The organism is Bacillus sp. ISL-75, from assembly GCF_018613095.1.
In genome coordinates this window covers 1-17,486 of the sequence record NZ_JAGGQX010000082.1, presented here as the reverse complement: position 1 = coordinate 17,486, position 17,486 = coordinate 1, and the positions used below count along the sequence as shown (strand labels likewise).

13 protein-coding genes and 5 pseudogenes are annotated in these 17,486 nt (G+C 35.1%); 7 read left to right on the top strand and 11 right to left on the bottom strand.

Features of this window, described 5'->3' with window-relative positions; all coding sequences use genetic code 11:
• The first annotated feature begins 55 nt into the window (after positions 1–55).
• Both J7E63_RS27690 and J7E63_RS27685 read left to right on the top strand, forming a co-directional pair.
• Entirely contained in the window at positions 56–1,510 is a 1,455-nt protein-coding gene (locus J7E63_RS27690; protein ID WP_215018372.1) for a gluconate:H+ symporter, read from the top strand.
• Between the two features lie 164 nt (positions 1,511–1,674).
• A complete protein-coding gene (locus J7E63_RS27685) occupies positions 1,675–2,640 on the top strand; it encodes a 3-hydroxyacyl-CoA dehydrogenase family protein (protein WP_215018370.1) in 966 nt (321 codons plus the stop codon).
• Between the two features lie 322 nt (positions 2,641–2,962).
• On the opposite strand, the pseudogene J7E63_RS30265 reads toward J7E63_RS27685, so the two are convergent.
• From J7E63_RS30265 to J7E63_RS27665, 5 genes and pseudogenes are all read right to left on the bottom strand, one after another.
• A pseudogene (locus J7E63_RS30265) lies at positions 2,963–3,149 on the bottom strand (IS110 family transposase); the annotation flags it as partial.
• A 212-nt stretch (positions 3,150–3,361) separates the two neighbouring features.
• Positions 3,362–4,165, bottom strand: a complete 804-nt coding sequence (locus J7E63_RS27680) for a hypothetical protein (RefSeq protein ID WP_214712702.1) — start codon at positions 4,163–4,165, stop codon at positions 3,362–3,364.
• Between the two features lie 55 nt (positions 4,166–4,220).
• Positions 4,221–4,663: pseudogene (locus tag J7E63_RS27675) on the bottom strand (N-acetyltransferase family protein).
• 257 nt (positions 4,664–4,920) lie between these two features.
• Positions 4,921–6,283, bottom strand: a pseudogene (locus J7E63_RS27670) (IS1182 family transposase).
• 223 nt (positions 6,284–6,506) lie between these two features.
• Positions 6,507–6,872 (bottom strand): ArsI/CadI family heavy metal resistance metalloenzyme, encoded by a 366-nt coding sequence (locus J7E63_RS27665; protein ID WP_215018387.1) that lies wholly within the window; start codon positions 6,870–6,872, stop codon positions 6,507–6,509.
• A gap of 282 nt (positions 6,873–7,154) precedes the next feature.
• Between J7E63_RS27665 and J7E63_RS27660 the strand changes: the two genes are divergently transcribed.
• From J7E63_RS27660 to J7E63_RS27650, 3 genes are all read left to right on the top strand, one after another.
• Positions 7,155–7,481: an ArsR/SmtB family transcription factor gene (locus J7E63_RS27660; RefSeq protein WP_214712706.1), complete on the top strand. Its 327-nt coding sequence runs from the start codon at positions 7,155–7,157 to the stop codon at positions 7,479–7,481.
• A 75-nt stretch (positions 7,482–7,556) separates the two neighbouring features.
• On the top strand, positions 7,557–7,748 hold the full coding sequence (locus J7E63_RS27655) for a hypothetical protein (protein WP_215018367.1): 192 nt from the start codon (positions 7,557–7,559) through the stop codon (positions 7,746–7,748).
• Positions 7,749–7,775: 27 nt separating this feature from the next.
• Complete coding sequence (locus tag J7E63_RS27650; protein ID WP_214712709.1) at positions 7,776–7,982, top strand: hypothetical protein; 207 nt, start codon at positions 7,776–7,778, stop codon at positions 7,980–7,982.
• A 303-nt stretch (positions 7,983–8,285) separates the two neighbouring features.
• Here the strand turns inward: J7E63_RS27650 and J7E63_RS27645 are convergent, their stop codons facing one another.
• From J7E63_RS27645 to J7E63_RS27630, 4 genes and pseudogenes are all read right to left on the bottom strand, one after another.
• The gene (locus tag J7E63_RS27645) at positions 8,286–8,666 is read right to left on the bottom strand and encodes a YidH family protein (protein ID WP_214712710.1); all 381 of its coding nucleotides are present in this window, start codon (positions 8,664–8,666) and stop codon (positions 8,286–8,288) included.
• Between the two features lie 14 nt (positions 8,667–8,680).
• Positions 8,681–9,493, bottom strand: a complete 813-nt coding sequence (lgt, locus tag J7E63_RS27640) for a prolipoprotein diacylglyceryl transferase (protein WP_215018365.1) — start codon at positions 9,491–9,493, stop codon at positions 8,681–8,683.
• A gap of 243 nt (positions 9,494–9,736) precedes the next feature.
• Positions 9,737–10,121: pseudogene (locus tag J7E63_RS27635) on the bottom strand (DUF302 domain-containing protein).
• A 25-nt stretch (positions 10,122–10,146) separates the two neighbouring features.
• Positions 10,147–10,797, bottom strand: a pseudogene (locus J7E63_RS27630) (sulfite exporter TauE/SafE family protein); the annotation flags it as partial.
• Between the two features lie 315 nt (positions 10,798–11,112).
• On the opposite strand from J7E63_RS27630, the gene rnjA reads away from it, so the two are divergent.
• Complete coding sequence (rnjA, locus tag J7E63_RS27625; protein WP_214712712.1) at positions 11,113–12,786, top strand: ribonuclease J1; 1,674 nt, start codon at positions 11,113–11,115, stop codon at positions 12,784–12,786.
• A 63-nt stretch (positions 12,787–12,849) separates the two neighbouring features.
• On the opposite strand, the gene J7E63_RS27620 is transcribed toward rnjA, so the two are convergent.
• On the bottom strand, positions 12,850–14,001 hold the full coding sequence (locus J7E63_RS27620; protein ID WP_215018363.1) for a cation:proton antiporter: 1,152 nt from the start codon (positions 13,999–14,001) through the stop codon (positions 12,850–12,852).
• 134 nt (positions 14,002–14,135) lie between these two features.
• On the bottom strand, positions 14,136–15,614 hold the full coding sequence (locus J7E63_RS27615; RefSeq protein ID WP_215018361.1) for a SulP family inorganic anion transporter: 1,479 nt from the start codon (positions 15,612–15,614) through the stop codon (positions 14,136–14,138).
• Positions 15,615–15,887: 273 nt separating this feature from the next.
• On the opposite strand from J7E63_RS27615, the gene J7E63_RS27610 reads away from it, so the two are divergent.
• The gene (locus J7E63_RS27610) at positions 15,888–17,219 is read left to right on the top strand and encodes an MFS transporter (RefSeq protein ID WP_308162034.1); all 1,332 of its coding nucleotides are present in this window, start codon (positions 15,888–15,890) and stop codon (positions 17,217–17,219) included.
• Positions 17,220–17,486: the final 267 nt, after the last annotated feature.

Below are 17,486 nucleotides of genomic sequence, written 5' to 3'. Positions count from 1 at the left end.
AATTCTTTAAGTTAATGGAAGATTTAGGGTTATATAAAAAAGGGGGACAATGAAAATGCCATTATTAATGGTTGCACTTGGAGTTATTCTATTAATTATTTTAATCACGGTCTTCAAATTAAACGCTTTCATCTCATTGATTATTTCCTCGTTTGTTGTGGCGCTGGCATTAGGGATGCCGCTAGGTGATATAGTCACTTCAGTAGAAGCTGGATTAGGCGGTACTTTAGGACATATAGCGCTAATCTTAGGTTTCGGAGCGATGATTGGTCGTTTGATCGCTGATGCAGGTGGAGCCTATCGAATTTCAATGACATTAATCGATAAGTTTGGAAAAAGGAATGTGCAATGGGCAATTGCTGCTTCTTCCTTTATCGTAGGAATTGCTTTATTCTGGGACGTTGCCTTTATTCTATTAGTTCCAATCATCTATATGATTTCTAAAGAACTAAAGATTTCCATTACACACTTTGGCCTTACGTTAGCAGGTGCTTTAGTTGTCGCACACAGCTTCTTGCCACCTCATCCAGGAATCACTGCCGTTACACAGGAGTACGGAGCAGACCTCGCCATGGTATTAATATACGGAATCATTATTGGGATACCAACAATTGTAGTTGCGGGAGTTTGGTTCCCTAAAATCAACAAAAAGTGGATCCCAAGTGCTTTTGAAAAAACAGGCAATGCGGAAGCAATAGGAGATCAAAAACTATGGAAATTAGAAGAAACACCTGGATTTGGAATCAGTGTCTTAACAGCGGTATTCCCGATTCTATTGATGTTTGCAGCAGCTTTTTTAGATATTTTCCAAAAACAATTGGGATTTGCCGATAATCTTTTAGTTGTAATTATTCGTTTTGTCGGAAACGCTCCAGTAGCTTTGTTAATCTCACTATTATTAGCTATGTATACAATGGGAATTTCCAGGAAAACTCCAATGAAAGACTTAACGTCCTCTGCAGGGGCATCCATCAACGCGATTGGTTTGCTAATCTTAATTACTGGTGGTGGTGGTGCATTCAAACAAGTTATTATAGATGGCGGAGTTGGGGAATATATTGCTAGTCTGTTTACTGATGTTTCCATTTCTCCAGTTCTTCTTTCGTGGATTATTGCCGTAATTTTCCGTATTTGTTTAGGTTCAGGAACTGTTGCAGCATTATCAACTGCCGGATTGGTGCTTCCAATGCTAGAATCATATCCTGAGGCAAACTTAGCACTTGTTGCTCTTGCTACTGGAGCGGGAACAGCTTTTGCTTCACACGTAAATGATCCTGGCTTCTGGATGGTAAAAGAATTTTTTGGCTTATCAATGAAAGAAACATTTGCGACATATACGATTCTTTCATCAGTAGCATCAATTGTTGGAATTATTCTTGTCCTCTTAATGGATACTTCTGTCATATTAGCTGGTGTAACCATTGCAGCTATCCTAGTTGCTGCAGTTGTTATTCACACGATTGAAGGGGCTGGAAACAAGAAGAAGCAAATTAAAAATATTTCTGTTTAATCTTTATATATTAACATAACACCAAGAGAAAGCTATCTGATAAATTCCTTTCACAATGAAGTTACTATTATAAAAATAAATAGCAAGATGCTTCCTATTTTTAATAGACTTTCTATTCTAATTATGAAAAATGAAGAAAATATAATACGAAATGGGGTTTTTAAATGAAGATCATCACAGTACTTGGAGCAGGTATTATGGGTCATGGCGTTGCTCAATTACTAGCACAAGCAGGATATATTGTACGTATTCAAGCTAGACGCGAGACATCATTGGAAACAGCAAAAAAAATGATTACGAACAGCTTGAAAATTATGGTTAATAAAGGAATGCTGTCACAAGAAAAAATGGAGCAGACTTTGGATAATATTAAATATACAACAGATTTACTTGAAGCGATCCAGGATACTGATTTTATTCTAGAATCTATTCCAGAAGTGCTTGAGACAAAATTAGATACTTACGAGATTATTGAAAGCATTGTCTCTGAAAAAACGATTATTGCATCTAATACATCTACTTTCCCATTAAAAGAATTAACACAAAGAGCAAAACATCCAGGAAGATTTATCATTACACATTACTTTAACCCTCCACAACTTGTACCAATTGTAGAAATTGCTAAATTTGAGAAGACAGATGAAAATGTCGTAAAAGTAACTTATGACCTAATGAAAGAAATCGGTAAAAATCCAGTGGTACTGAAAAAAGAGATTACCGGCTTTATCGTTAACCGCATACAAGTAGCTTTTCTACGGGAATGCTTCAACTTAATTGAATTGGGAGTATGTACGGCAGAAGATATTGATATCGCTGTAAGAGGAAGCATGGGCTTTAAATGGGCTTTTTGCGGACCAATGGAAAGTCAGGATTTAGCAGGTCTGCAAACAACACAAGCTATGGTATACAACATCGAGCAGGATTTATCGAATACAAGAGAAGTTCCTAAATTCTTAAAAGAAATGGTCGAAAAAAGTGAACATGGTATTCGTTCAAATAAAGGTTTCTATGAATACGATGATAATGGGGCAAAAGCAATTTATACACGTGATGATAATTTCCTAGATCTTCTAAAATTAATTCAAGACAAAGAAGCAAAGAAGGAAAAAACAGCATCAGCAGTTAAATAAGCAATGTGACAGTTTAAAAATAGTGAGAAAGAAGTTGGTTTAGCCGGCTTCTTTTTTTTTGCTCCGTACAGCGTCTCCGATTCTGGGATAGAAAAAGCTTTTGTTGATTAACTTAGATTTACCCTCGGACCCAAGAAACACTTATTTTAAGTTCAACTCTCCTGTTACTTGAAGAAGAAAAAGGCTACTGAAGAAACATTTCCTTCAAAGGCGAATTCCCTTCTTAGTTCAAAAGCTATTTATTGTTTAGCGCTTTTTTTAGTCCTTCTAGTTCTGCCAATGCACCTGTTGCTGAATAAAATTTAATCTTATTTTCTAATATCTCTTTTTCCTCTTCTATCCACTCTATGAAACAGTTAAAGCTAGAATTTGTATTTTCAAAGTAAAAGGGTGCCGAAAACTCTAAAGTCTTGGGCTCTTGCCACATGCTTATATTTAGCAATATCAACACCTATAATTAATGTTTGAGAAGTAATTTGAGCAATCTTCTCATTTTGGTTATAATTCATTTAAATAGCCTCCTGGTATTTGTGATTGTTGTCCTTTTTGCCTGCAAGCTTTGGACACTCATATCATACCAAGGGGCTTTTTTATGTCAAACCTCATATTTCTTCATTACAGGAATGCTGCCCTTTAGTTGAAGAAGGAAAAGGCATTACCTTTGTTGTAGTAGTTCCCCTTTGTTATAATCCTTCATGAGTTTCTTTTTAACCCCAATTATTTACTTTGAATCCCAAAGCCTTTTTCGTTTATCCAATAGATAACTATTACTAACTTTAACCATCTGATCGAAAGTAACTTTAGGAGGTATCGACGATTTAGATCCTCTTGGATACATAATATTATTTTTGTTGTTATTATGAGTTCTATCAAATTTTAGATTCCCGTGAGCATCTCTCATTGCCTCTCCTTTAGAGTTCACAACTAAATATGGATTGGGATCATCTTTATCATTAAATTTATTGGTGTAATACAAAATATGTCCTATTTCATGCGCAACTACCCATGGATAGTCATCTACACCATCGGAGACTACAATTAAATAAGGGGGTATTTTTGTATCATACGCAAGTGAAAGTCCATTCGCTTGTCCCTTAAATTCCAACCCGGGTAAATATATAATAATAACATCTGGTTTTGTTTTTCTTAACAAAAAATATTCTACTGCCTTATTATAGAGGGCTTTTAAAGGCGCATTTTTACTTAGTGGTTCTCTACTTATGTTCGTTGTCTTAAGACTAGTACCAATATGAGCAAACCCAACATTTTCAAATGCAATTCCTTTCCATACCCTTTGTGCATTTTCATATTGTCTAAGAGGCTCTTTTATTTCATTTTCACGTAGATTAAAATAATTTAGTACGTTTTCTATAGAAAGATTATCATAATAAGTGTTTTTAGCGTTATTCGTTATTCGGTACTTATTCGACTCAATGAACAAATTTACGGTCTTTTGATCAGTTTTAAGTAAAGTTGATAAAGATTTTATTGTTGTTTCAATTGTTGAACAATCTAGTATACGCAATTTATTTCACCTTCAATAGCATAGAATTAACCCTATGTTTTTCGCTGGAATAGAATTAATTAATTCCAACGATATTACTTCTTCTTTCTAACAAAATAGTATCACGCCAAACACCATCCATTTTCCCAATACGCTCTCGTCTACCAACCTCCCGAAAACCATGCTTACTATGTAATTTAAGGCTAGCAACATTTTCAGGAAATATACCTGATTGTAACGTCCAGAAACCGTTCTGTTCGCTTTGTTCAATCAATGAATTTAAAAGTCTACTGCCAATCCCCTTTCCATTATTGCTTTGACTAACATAAATGCTCACTTCGGCTACGCCCGAATAGACACATCGCCCTGAAACTGGGGTTAACGCGCCCAGCCTAAAACCTTATCCTCTAAGAGTGCAACAAGACGACACTCCTTCACATGACCACTATCCCATTCTTCCCATGACGGAGCCTCTTTTTGAAAGGTGGCATTACCAGTAGCAATTCCTTCTAAATAGATTTCACGAACCTGTCCCTAATCATCCTGTTCCATTTGATCGATAACTATTGAATCTTGCACTCAAACCACCAGCTTTGTTTATTTATTAAGTTAAATATAAGTGCTTTACATTTTTCCATCAAGTAATTAAAAGCGTTTCTGCTTATACAGAAACGCTCAGAGTGTAGACAAAAGGCATCCGAATGGACTCATTCGGATGCCTTTTGTCCCTTTTATGCTCTTAATATCTTAAAATGGACCTCTCCTGAGGTACATTTTTACACCATTTCTGGACTTCTCCATGTCCAGTTGGCCATCTTCTTCAAATTCATGGATGCCAAAAGTAAGCATCGCTTGCATGGACAATTTTTTTAGGCCCCTTAGGGTTGTCCAACGCATACCATGCTTTTCCTTAGCATCTGCAAAAACACGTTGAATCGTTTCTTTCCGTTTTGCGTAAATGCTTTTATTCTCTTGTGTATGACGAAGATGGTCGGCTTCTTCTAAGTATTTTTCCCATACATGACGCTGAATGAGCTTTTTATGTTCCTTACTTTGCGTACACTCTGAAAGTAATGGGCAAGTATTACATTGAATCGGATTTGAGAAGTATTGACGATAGCCTTCTTTCGTCGTCGTTGCATATTTCAGTATTTGTCCTTGCGGACAAATATAACAATCGTAATGTTCATCATAAACATATTCATGCTTTTCATATATCCTTCCTTCGTACGAGGGCGAGTATATGGTAAAGCAGGTGTCATATCATTTTCAAATAGATATTGGGCAATAGCAGGTGATTTGTATCCAGCGTCAGCAGCAACAGCTTCAGGTTTTCCATGGTTCTCAATTACCTTTTCCAGTAGTGGCTCGAAGATGGCACTATCATGGATGTTCCCAGGCGTAACAATCGCTCCCAAAATAAAACCCTTACGATCAGAGGCTGCATGAAATGAGTATGCAAATTGCTTTGTTCATTCATCCTTCACGTAATAACCACTCTCAGGATCAGTAGTACTTTCTTTGATTTCTTTCAGTTCTTCTTTATCAAATTTATCTGGAGGAAATGGTTTCTTTCCATGGTCTTCACGGTCACCATTGATTTCATCTTGAAGACGTGATTGGTACGCTTTCGTTTCTTTACGTACCACTTTCTTCTCAAATTTACGCTTATTCGCACTCGCTTTTACATGAGTCGAATCAATAAATACGTGCTCGCCACTTACCAACTTCTTATCTGCGGCTTCCTTCAAAATACGATAGAAAATCTGTTCAAATAAATCTGTATCCTTGAATCGTCGTTCGTAATTTTTCCCGAAAGTTGAGAAGTGAGGTACTTTATCATGAAATCCAAATCCTAAAAACCAACGGTAAGCTAGATTTGTATCAATCTCTTCTATAGTTTTGCGCATGGAGCGAATACCGAAGGTATATTGGATGAAAGCCATCTTAATTAATACCACAGGATCAATACTTGGACGACCACGTTCGGTAGAGTACATTTCTTGAACAAGTGAAATATATAAATGAAAAATCGATAGCAGCTTCCATTTTACGAACCAAATGATTCGCAGGTACAAGCTGGTCTAAAGTAATCATTTCTAATTGGTCCCGATTTATCTGTGTGTTTTTCGTTAGCATTTCATCACCTCATGAAAATCTAATATGTATCTTAATTATACAAAAAAAATACCATCGATAAATCCGATTTTTTTCGAATTTGTCGACAGTCAGAGCGTTTCTGCTTATACAGAAACGCTCAAGGAGTTGATGTTAACCTTAGAGATTTAACAACTTGTTGAAGTTTTTGTTTCTTCCCTGGTCGGTTGAGTTGCACAACAAGATGGTCCCGTAATCATAGTTTCTACATCACCTTTGTATAAAAGAACTCCCATTCGTTCCCGTCTGGGTCTGTCACCCAAAATTTATCTTGAGTAGCATAGCAACAGGTAACATCCATCTCTTCCCTTGCAAAGAACCCTAATTTTTCTAAACGGTCTTTATGCTGAAGAACTTCTTCTTGATTTTCCACTTGAAAGCCAAAATGCCCTACCTGGTTTCCTGAAACAGCGTCTTTTAAGTTTAAAGTGAAGTTGAGTCCAGGATCATCAAGTAAAAACTTGGCATAGTCTGGTTTAACCTTTACAGGCTCCGTATTAAATACTTTAGTATAAAACTCAATTGACTTTTCTAAATCCGTTACATTGACTCCAACATGCATTTTCATTATTAACAACTCCCTCATGATTTTTTATAAATCAAATATTTTTGATTTATAATCCATAAATCAACTTTTTTTGATTTATGGTTTCAGTATATTAGTAATTTTTTCTAATTACAACCCCTTTATCAAAAAAAATTGATTTATTATTTGTATCATTTTAGCTCCTCAGAAATATAATAAAATATAAACTTAAATCAACTTTTTTTGATTTATTCAATTGACACATGAAAATATTGGATATATCATGAATGTATCAAGATTATTTGATTTATGAAGTGGGTGATAAAGATGAAAGAAGAAATTCCATTACAAGATATATCCTTAGATAAAGTGTTTGAAAAATATGAGCTAAAATTTAAAGCTATTGCTGATAAAAAAAGACTTCAAATCATGAATATTTTAACTCAGAATGGTTCTATGTGTGTGTGCGATCTGGCTCCTATGATGGATATGGCCCAATCAAAATTGTCATATCATTTAAAGATTTTATTAGATGCCAACATTATCAAAAAAGAAACAAAGGGCACCTGGAGTTATTATGAACTGAATCAAGAGGAACTAAATCATTTATTGTCCCATGAACTTTGCTGTATCTTTAAACCAACCTGTTGCTAATTTTTTTAAACTTTATATCAATTTTTTTTGATTAATAAATCAATATTATTATTTGATTAATAGGAGGAAATCAATATGTTTAATGAGTATGAGGTATATCAATTGATGAAAATACGCCAAGAGGAAGTTGAAAGAAAAGCACAAAATGCCTGGAAAATGGAAGATTTTCAAAAGGACACATTTTTTCAAAAGCTAGTTAAGAAATTTAAACCGAACCAACAATTAACTATCTTAAAAACAAATTGCGATTGCGTGTGCTGTTGTTAAGCACTCGGCCCTATAGGAGGTTGTATTTTGACTGTTAATCATGCTAGTACCTTGAGAAAAGAGTATTTTCTTTCCTATATCAATTTAGTAATGATTTCTCGAAATTGTTCCCTACAACAGGCAAAGGAATTAACAATAGAACTGTTTTTCAAAAACAACATTGAACAATATGGTAAACAAACTTATGAGAGATTTTTAGAAGCTTTTAAACATTTAAGTAAGAATGAAAATTAACTATTTCACGGGCCTTGTATTTGGCAATAAAACTGCTGTTTATTGCAGTATGTTTTTTGAATGTAAAAGCTGAAAATTCCAAGAAATGAATAAAAACTTGCATATTTTCGGCTTTTTTTATAATTTGTATACTGAACAAAAGCACCCTATAGTTTAAGTAATTCTTCACAATCTTTATTTATTCCTTAAATAAGACTATAGTTCCTCTAATTTCTCCAATTATAAATTGGAATTGACATCAAAAATAATCCCCCCCAAAAATAAAAGTGCCGCTGTAATAATTCAAAGCGACACTTTAACGGATTATATCAATCCCCAAGCAAATAAATAGTAAATACCGAAAATTAGAAAGATAAGCAGCAATACAAGCGATAAAAAGATAACTAAATTTCGTGGAAATATAAAAGTTTGTTGATTAATATCTTTCCCTTTTTTAAAATAGCCAATGGTTGACATCATTAAGGTCATAATCCCTACGAATATAGAAGCTAATCCAATTGTTTGAGCTAATCTATCTCCAATGGCTATGTTTTCAGTTATAGAAGAAAAGTGAAGGTTGGTTATTAAAAAACCAACGCCAATAATCGTAATGCTTGTTCGTATCCAGGCCAAGTAAGTGCGTTCATTCGCTAAGTGTTGCTGAATATATTTTGAATCAAGCGTCTGTTGGTCGTTGTTTTTCATTTTTTATCCCTCTTTTAATCCGTTAAATACCGTTTGGTAGAAAATCCTTTCATTCTTCTGAAAAGAAGAAGCGATATACATCCAGTGAGAATCAAAATGGAGATGACTTGAGCGATTCTTAGATGATCAGTTAGCATTAAACTGTCTGTTCGCATTCCCTCGATAAAGAAACGTCCAATTGAGTACCAGATAAGATACATTAAATACAATTCTCCCCGACGAAGATTAACTTTCCGTAAAGAAATCAAAATAATTACTCCAGTTAAACTCCACAAAGATTCATATAAAAAGGTTGGGTGATAATAGGTACCATTAATATTCATTTGGTTAATAATAGATGTAGGAAGGTGTAAATTTTCAAGAAATGTACGTGAAACAGGGCCTCCGTGAGCCTCTTGGTTCATAAAGTTACCCCAACGCCCGATAGCCTGTCCTAATAAAATGCTTGGTGCTGTAATATCAGCTAATTTCCAAAACGATATTTTTCTTTTATTTGTAAAAATGATGGCTGTAATAACTGCTCCAATCAATCCCCCATGAATAGCTATACCACCGTTCCATATAGCGGGGATTTCACTTAAATGATTTTTATAATAACTCCATTCAAATAAGACGTAATAAATCCTGGCTGAAATGATGGCAATAGGTAAAGCAAATATAACTAAATCAACAAGAACATCGGGTGAAATTCCTCTTTTTTTACATTCTTGAGTCGCAAGATATAAGCCCAACATTGCCCCTAATCCGATGATAATACCATACCAATGGACACTAATAGGACCTAATTCAAAAGCAATTGGGTTTATAGGAGTAAGATTCGTATTCATATTATGTCCTCCCGTTTTTATTTCATTTTTTTATTATATCATTTAAATGTTAAAAAACTTTTAATTATCTATTACCTTTTGGCACTATTAAAATCATAAAGGGGTCAGTTATAAGCCAATAATTGTCTTGTGAAACTCTAGACTTGTTAGTCGTAAAAAAAGACGATGCCTTTTAAAAGCATCGCTACGTTAGTTAAAGAAGAAAAATATATTCCACCATTAGAGACTGATGATAATAATGTCTTACTTACTTTTATCCAATACTTTCACTAAAGTAACTTCGATATTTTCTGCGATCTCTTTTAATTGTGGGTCATCAATCATACCAACCATCATTGTTGATTTAGGTAATCCAATTTTAGTTATTCCATTGCTTTCATAAACTGTTATTTTACACGGTAGAAAATAACCAACTAGTTCATTTATTTCAAGAACCTTCCCTGCTTCAACTGGTACATACTTCTAAGATTCGGTATGGATTGTTGTAGCTTTCTACACCCTTTTCATGCAACTTTGCAGGAAGATCTAGCTGCCATAAAATGCCGAATTTTTCTTCCTTTAAATTCTGCTCTAAAGATGAAATAGCCTTATCAATTGATTTATTCGTTTCTACTGTATAATGAAACATTGCTAAGATCACTCCTTATTGGTAATTAAACAAGTATTCCAAACCAAATTTTAAAGGTAGTAATGACAATTAAAGTAGCTAAAGCTATTTGCAAAACTTTTGTATTTAACTTTTTTCCTAGCCGCACTCCTATAGGGGATGCAATAAGACTAACGATTACCACTAATACAGCAGGTAGGAAAGGTACTTGCCCTGTTGAGACCTTTCCTATTGTGCCTCCGATGGAAGATATAAATGTAATAGCTAAGGATGTAGCGATTGTAATGCGGATAGGGATTTTCAGCACAACAAGCATAATAGGAACAAGAATAAATGAACCACCAGCACCTACTACTCCAGAAGCAAGCCCTACGATAAAGGAAAGGGCTGTTGCCAACCCTTTATTAAAATCTTCGCCCCAATCAGTATCAATTTCCTTTTTAGGAACCAACATAAGTATCCCCGCTAGTAACGCCACTAATCCATAAATAACATTGATACTCTTCTCTGAAAAAAAGTGTGAAGTGTATCCCCCAATCAAACTTCCGATTAAGATACTTGAACCCATATACAGAATCAATGTTTTCTTTATATGTCCCCCATTTCTATGGGCCCAAATCCCTCCAAGAGCTGCAAAAAATACTTGAACAGCAACCACTCCAGACACTTCATGGGCTACATAAAATAATTGATTGAATTATTATATAAACTCCTTTGCAATCAAATAACGGAAGGGGAGGATTCCTTTAGTTTATTTATATCAAAATACTCTGTTCTTAAGGATGAGTTTTGATTTCATAAATAGGTCTCATTACCGGCTTTTTTGCACTAACCTGCCCGTTACATTGATGAGTCTTAATGTTGGTGAAGACATCGGTTTAGAAATTCATCAGGTTAGTTTAAGTGCATTTATTCACAATATTATTAAAAAATATACGAATAGAAGAAATTTAGTAAGATCCAATTCTGTGTTAGAATCAAAGTAACAGTTTATTAGGAACGGAGTGGGTTAATGGCGATTGTAAAAAATAATAACATCATTGAAATTTTTGCACTTGGTGGTTTAGGTGAAATTGGTAAGAATACTTATGTTATTCAATACCAAAATGAAATTATTCTAGTGGATGCAGGCATTAAATTCCCTGGAGATGAGTTGTATGGGATTGATTACGTTATCCCAGATTATTCTTATTTGATTGAAAATGAGGATAAAATAAAAGGTTTATTCGTTACACATGGGCACGAAGATCATATTGGTGGTATCCCTTTTTTATTAAAGGAAATAAACATCCCCATCTATGCAGGAAAATTGGCCATTGAATTAATAAAAGAAAAACTAAAAGAACATGGCTTATTAGACAAAGCGAAGTTATATGAAATCGAAGAAGATAAAACTATCTCTTTTAAGAATGTTGCAGTAGATTTTTTTAGAACAACCCATAGCATACCTGATTCTTACGGTATTGTTGTAAAAACACCGAAAGGTAATGTCGTTCATACAGGAGATTTTAAGTTTGATTTAACTCCTTTAGGTCATCCATCAAACATTTCTAAAATGGCTGCTATCGGTAATGAAGGAGTTGTCTGCCTACTTTCAGATAGTACAAATAGTGAAATACCTGGATTTTCAATGTCTGAAAGGAAAATAAGTCAAACGATACACGACCTTTTTAATCATATTTCTGGTCGGATCATATTTGCTACTTTTTCCTCCAATATGTATCGATTTAAACAAGCCATTGATGCGGCAATTATAAATAAACGTAAAATTGCTGTCCTCGGAAGAAGTCTTGTAAAAGCGGTTAGAATAGGCCAAGAGCTTGGCTATCTAACCATTCCAGATAACACACTGATTGATGAAACTGAAATTAACCAATATCCTGATCAACAAATACTGGTTATCTGCACGGGAAGCCAGGGAGAACCTTTTGCTGCTTTATCAAGAATCGCAAATAAAAGACACCCCAGACTCTCAGTCAAGAAAGAAGATACTGTGATTTTTTCATCGTCCCCAATACCAGGTAATACAACCAGTATCAACAAAATTATTGACCAATTAAGTCGTGCTGGTGCGAATGTTATCCATCATAAACTTACTGATATTCATACATCTGGTCACGGTGCCCAAGAAGAACTTAAACTCATGCTTCGATTGATGAAACCTAAGTTTTTTGTACCCATTCACGGGGAATTCCGAATGTTAAAAAAACATGTAGAATTAGCACAGGAATGCGATGTGCCTTTCAGCAATTCATTTATATTGGATAATGGTAATATACTCGAAGTCAATGAAACGACTGCCAAAGTGACTGGCAGTGTCCCAGTAGATCCAGTTTACGTTGATGGTGAAGGAATAGGTGATATTGGGGAGATTGTACTTAGGGATCGTAAAAAACTATCAGAATCAGGTATTTTAATGGCGGTTATAGCCATTGACTTTAAGAATAAGACTATTATTAGGGGACCTGAAATCATTACAAGAGGATTTGTCTTTATGAGAGAATCTGAAGAATTATTAGGAAAAATTAAGGATGCCGCACACACAGCTACTATAACATCTCTTGAAGCAGAAAGACTTCAGTGGGGAAACATAAAAAAGGAAATTTTAAATTATGTTGAGCCGTTAATTTATAAAGAAACAGGAAGACGGCCTATGATCCTTCCAGTAATTATGGATGTCAATTAGTAATGTCATGTAATGTTGGAATGTAAAAAAGCACGCTGAAAAATTCAGCGTGTTTTTGTCATTTTAGTTATTGGACAGCTCTTTTTGTGAATTCTTATTAAAAAACAACTTCATCATAGGAGGAGTAACAATCGTTGTTACAAGAACGACAACAACAATTACTGCAAACATTTCTTGACTCAACAGTTTTGATTCTAAACCAATAGCTGCAATGATTAATGCAACTTCACCACGAGACACCATGGCTGTCCCAATGCCTAACGAACTGTTCCAGGAGAACCTAGCAGCCTTCGCACCAATGGATGCACCAATTAGTTTAGTCAAAATAGCCAAAATGCTTAATACAACAATAAGAGTTAGATTTTCTTTAACACCTGCAAAATGAGCAGTAACTCCAATTGATGTAAAAAATACAGGGACAAATATCGAGTAGCTAATGGTTTCAATCTTTTCGAATACCTCGTGCTTGAAGTCAGTTAAGCTTATGGCTACGCCAGCAATATACGCTCCAATAATTGCAGCGACACCTGTGTACTCTGCTAAATAGGCAAAAATAAAACAGATGATTAAAGCAGAAGAAACAACAGTTTCCGTTACCTTTAAAATAGCGAATCTTTTCATAAACAAAGGAACAATTTTCCAACCAACAATAATAGCTCCTGCGAAAAATAAAAATTTCTTTAATATTACTACTGTTAAGTTGACATCTCCTCCTGCAAAACTCATTAAAAATGCCAAAGCAATCACGACCACCACATCATCAATAACGGCGGCCCCTAGGATGGTCGTCCCTTCACGAGTTTTTAACTGGCCCATTTCTTTCAATGCTTGAACGGAGATACTTACACTTGTAGCCGAAAGCAATAATCCTAAAAACCAGGATTGTACAGAGGTAAGATTTAACATCAGTCCAACAAAATATCCTAAAACAAGTGGAACGATAATACCACCAAGGCCAACATAGGTAGATGCTTTTCCAGTTCGTTTAAATTCATCTATATCCGTTTCTAACCCTGCAATGAACATCAGCAAGATTACACCAATTTCACTAAATTCTTCTAGTGTTTCTGTTTCTGTTACCAATCCTAATACTGAAGGTCCTATTACAATACCAATAAGGAGTTTACCTAGGACTGATGGCTGACCCAACCTTACACTAAGACTCCCAGCTAATTTAGATGCAATTAAAATAATAGCTAATTGAAGTATTAACACTTTTACTACCGCCTTCCATCTTACTAGAATTTGTATATAACATAAAAAAATACAAAAAAACCTGTCACTAGGGTATAAAATACCCTTGGTGACAGGCTCCTCCAATTTAAAAATTAAAAATTATTTACGATATATTAGTGACTAGCAACTTTCTCAAGCCCACCTGGCTTGTTATGAACCGCTATTTTATCAATTAGTTTATTACTTTCTGTATTTAATCCTTTAAGATTCACCTTAACACCATTTTGATGGTACTTGATGACCACTTTATCAATGGCACCTACAGCAGAATCATCCCAAAGGTGAGCATTGGACAAATCTATATCAATCTCACTTACAGCTTCTTTATAATCAAAGCTGTTAACAAAGTCTGTTACAGAAGCAAAGAAGAGTTGACCAGATACATGATATATCTTTTTATGTGATCCTTTAGAAGAAAGACTTGTTACAGTTACCTTCGAAATCTTTGCTGCAAAGAAAACGGCACTTAGAATAACTCCAACTAAAACTCCCATGGATAAGTTATCAGTTTTAACCACTGTAATCACAGTCACGATCATAACAATCGTATCGGTAACTGGTACCTTTTTTAATGTTTTGAGGCAAGACCAATCAAATGTTCCAATTGAAACCATGAACATAACTCCGACTAAGGCTGCCATTGGAATTTGTACCAGGAACCCTTTAAGCAACATGATTAATGTCAATAAAAATGCACCTGCAACAAATGTAGATAAACGTCCTCTACCACCAGATTTAACATTGATGACAGATTGACCTATCATCGCACATCCAGCCATACCGCCAAATAATCCTGATACGATATTAGCGATACCTTGACCACGTGCTTCCTTATTTTTATCACTTTCTGAATCTGTCATGTCATCTACAATAGAAGCAGTTAAAAGTGTTTCCACTAGTCCTACCATAGCAATAGACAAGGAATAAGGAAAAATGATTTGCAATGTCTCAAAGTTAAACGGAATGTCAGGAATTAAAAATATAGGTAATTTCGAAGTCAATTCACCCATGTCCCCAACTGTACGAACATCACTTCCTGCAAATATTGAGATTGCTGTAATAACAACAATAGCAACTAATGGCGAAGGTACAGCTTTAGTAAAACGAGGTAAGATGTAGATAATGACAAGTGCTCCTGCTACCATCGCATACATTTGCCAAGATGCCCCTTTAAATTGAACTAATTGAGCTGAAAAGATTAATATCGCAAGGGCATTAACAAATCCAGTCATTACGGATCTAGGGACAAATTTCATCAAACGACCTAGTTTCAAAGCTCCCATGATTATCTGTAAAACACCAGTTAGGATGGTTGCAGCCAGTAAATATTGCAAACCGTGGTCTTTAACCAATGTCACCATTAATAAAGCAGTTGCACCCGTGGCAGCTGAAATCATCCCAGGTCTTCCACCCACAAAAGCAATCGTAACGGCAATACAGAAGGAAGCGTACAATCCTACCATCGGATCAACACCTGCAATGATTGAGAATGCAATTGCTTCTGGAATTAAAGCAAGAGCAACAACAATCCCTGCTAACACATCTCCCTTGACGTTTCCAAACCATGAATATTTAATTGTACTCAAATTCAAACTTAGCACCTCTCCCTTTTCTTTTGTTTTTTTTATTGACTTTCAACTCTCATGAAAGTCGGGTCCGTTGTTAACAAAACAAAGTATAAAGGATTTTGACCAATTTGTGAAATCCCATGAAAGCGGACACAACAGTTATTTCCTTTGTTATACGATGTTTTTCTTCATTTTTCGGGATAATTTCTAAAGTCGAAAGTTTTTTTTTGGAAGATATAGGGACCTTTGGTTTGTAGTATAATCCAATTGAGTAACTTAATATTATTAGTTGGAATTGTGATTTTAAAACGATTATGTAAAGAAGGGAGTGGCTATCATTTGATTAGCGAAAAAAAGAGGCATACGTTTTATTATGGATGGGTAATAGTGTGTATAGCTGGGCTAGGTAGTTTTTTTTCTGGTCCTGGTCAGACATATTCCAATTCTGTTTTTATTGATGAATACATAAAAAGTTTTGGATGGACTCGTTCGGAAATCTCTAGTCTTTATTCTTTTGCCACATTATGTTCGGGCATACTTATGATGTTCATGGGTCGGTTGGTGGATAAGTTAGGCCAAAGAAAAATGATGGTGATTGTTAGCCTATTGCTTGGATTGGCATGTTTTTTTAATAGCTTTGTCGTTAATACATGGATGATGGCAATTGGTTTCTTTTTAATTCGATTATTTGGGCAAGGAAGCATGACACTTATTCCAAATACCCTTGTCCCCCAATGGTTCATTCAAAAACGTGGTCGTGCCATGAGTTTTATGGCATTAGGTGGTGTTGCTAGTGCCGCATTTTTCCCAGTTGCAAATGCTTGGCTAATTAGATTAACGAGCTGGCAAACAACTTGGCAAATATGGGGAGTGTTATTAATCGTTCTATTTGCACCTCTTGCTTTTTTTATTGTTCGAAATCGTCCAGAAGATATTGGCTTGCACCCAGACGGAAAACCGATCATTGTATCTAAAAATAATAAACACAGTGATAAAACAATGACCATTCAAGATGATGATTGGACATTACAAGAAGCCATGAGGACTAGGACTTTTTGGGCGATATTAATTTGTGTCGGTATTCCTGCACTCGTTAATACAGGGATAACTTTTCACTTATTGTCCATTTTCGGGCAGAATCAATTATCACCGCAACTGGCGGCTACCGTATTAAGTCTAATGGCTATTATAGGCTTCCCAATTTCCTTTATATCAGGGTTTATATTAGAAAGAGTAAGTACCAATCGATTGTTAATATTCGTTTTTGTTTTGGAAGTGCTGACTTTATTTCTGTTAACAAAAATGAATAGTGCCACTTTAGGAATACTATTCGGGGTAATATGGGGAATTGGCGGCGGAGTGGAACGAATTACACTTAATATTGTTTGGTCCAATTATTTTGGCAGAAAATATCTCGGAAGTATTAGCGGGGTTGCGATGATGGTAATGGTTATTGGTTCTGCATGTGGACCTTTGCCATTAGGAATAGGTTTTGATAAATTCCATAGTTACAACGAAAGTTTACTTTTACTAATGTTCTTTCCAATGATCGGGCTCATAAGTGCAGCTATCGCAAAGAAACCTGATAAACAGAAGTTTTTAATTAAGAATGCTGCAAAGGTCAATTAGTTAATAGAAAAAACAGAATGGTATTGTACTACCATGAAAATAAACTTCTGTAACTCAGTAAAAAAGGCAATACTAAAGAAGACGCAGCTCTTTCATTTTTTAAAAAGGGGAGAGCGCCTATTCATGAATCTTAGGAATTGAGTTGAATAGATTAAGATGCTTCTGGTTCTTGTAAAGTAACGATGTATCCTAAACTTTCAAGTCTTCGAAGTGAATGCCGGACAATGGATCGCTGTCTCTGTTTATCAAAGTAGTCTTCGCCTAGGT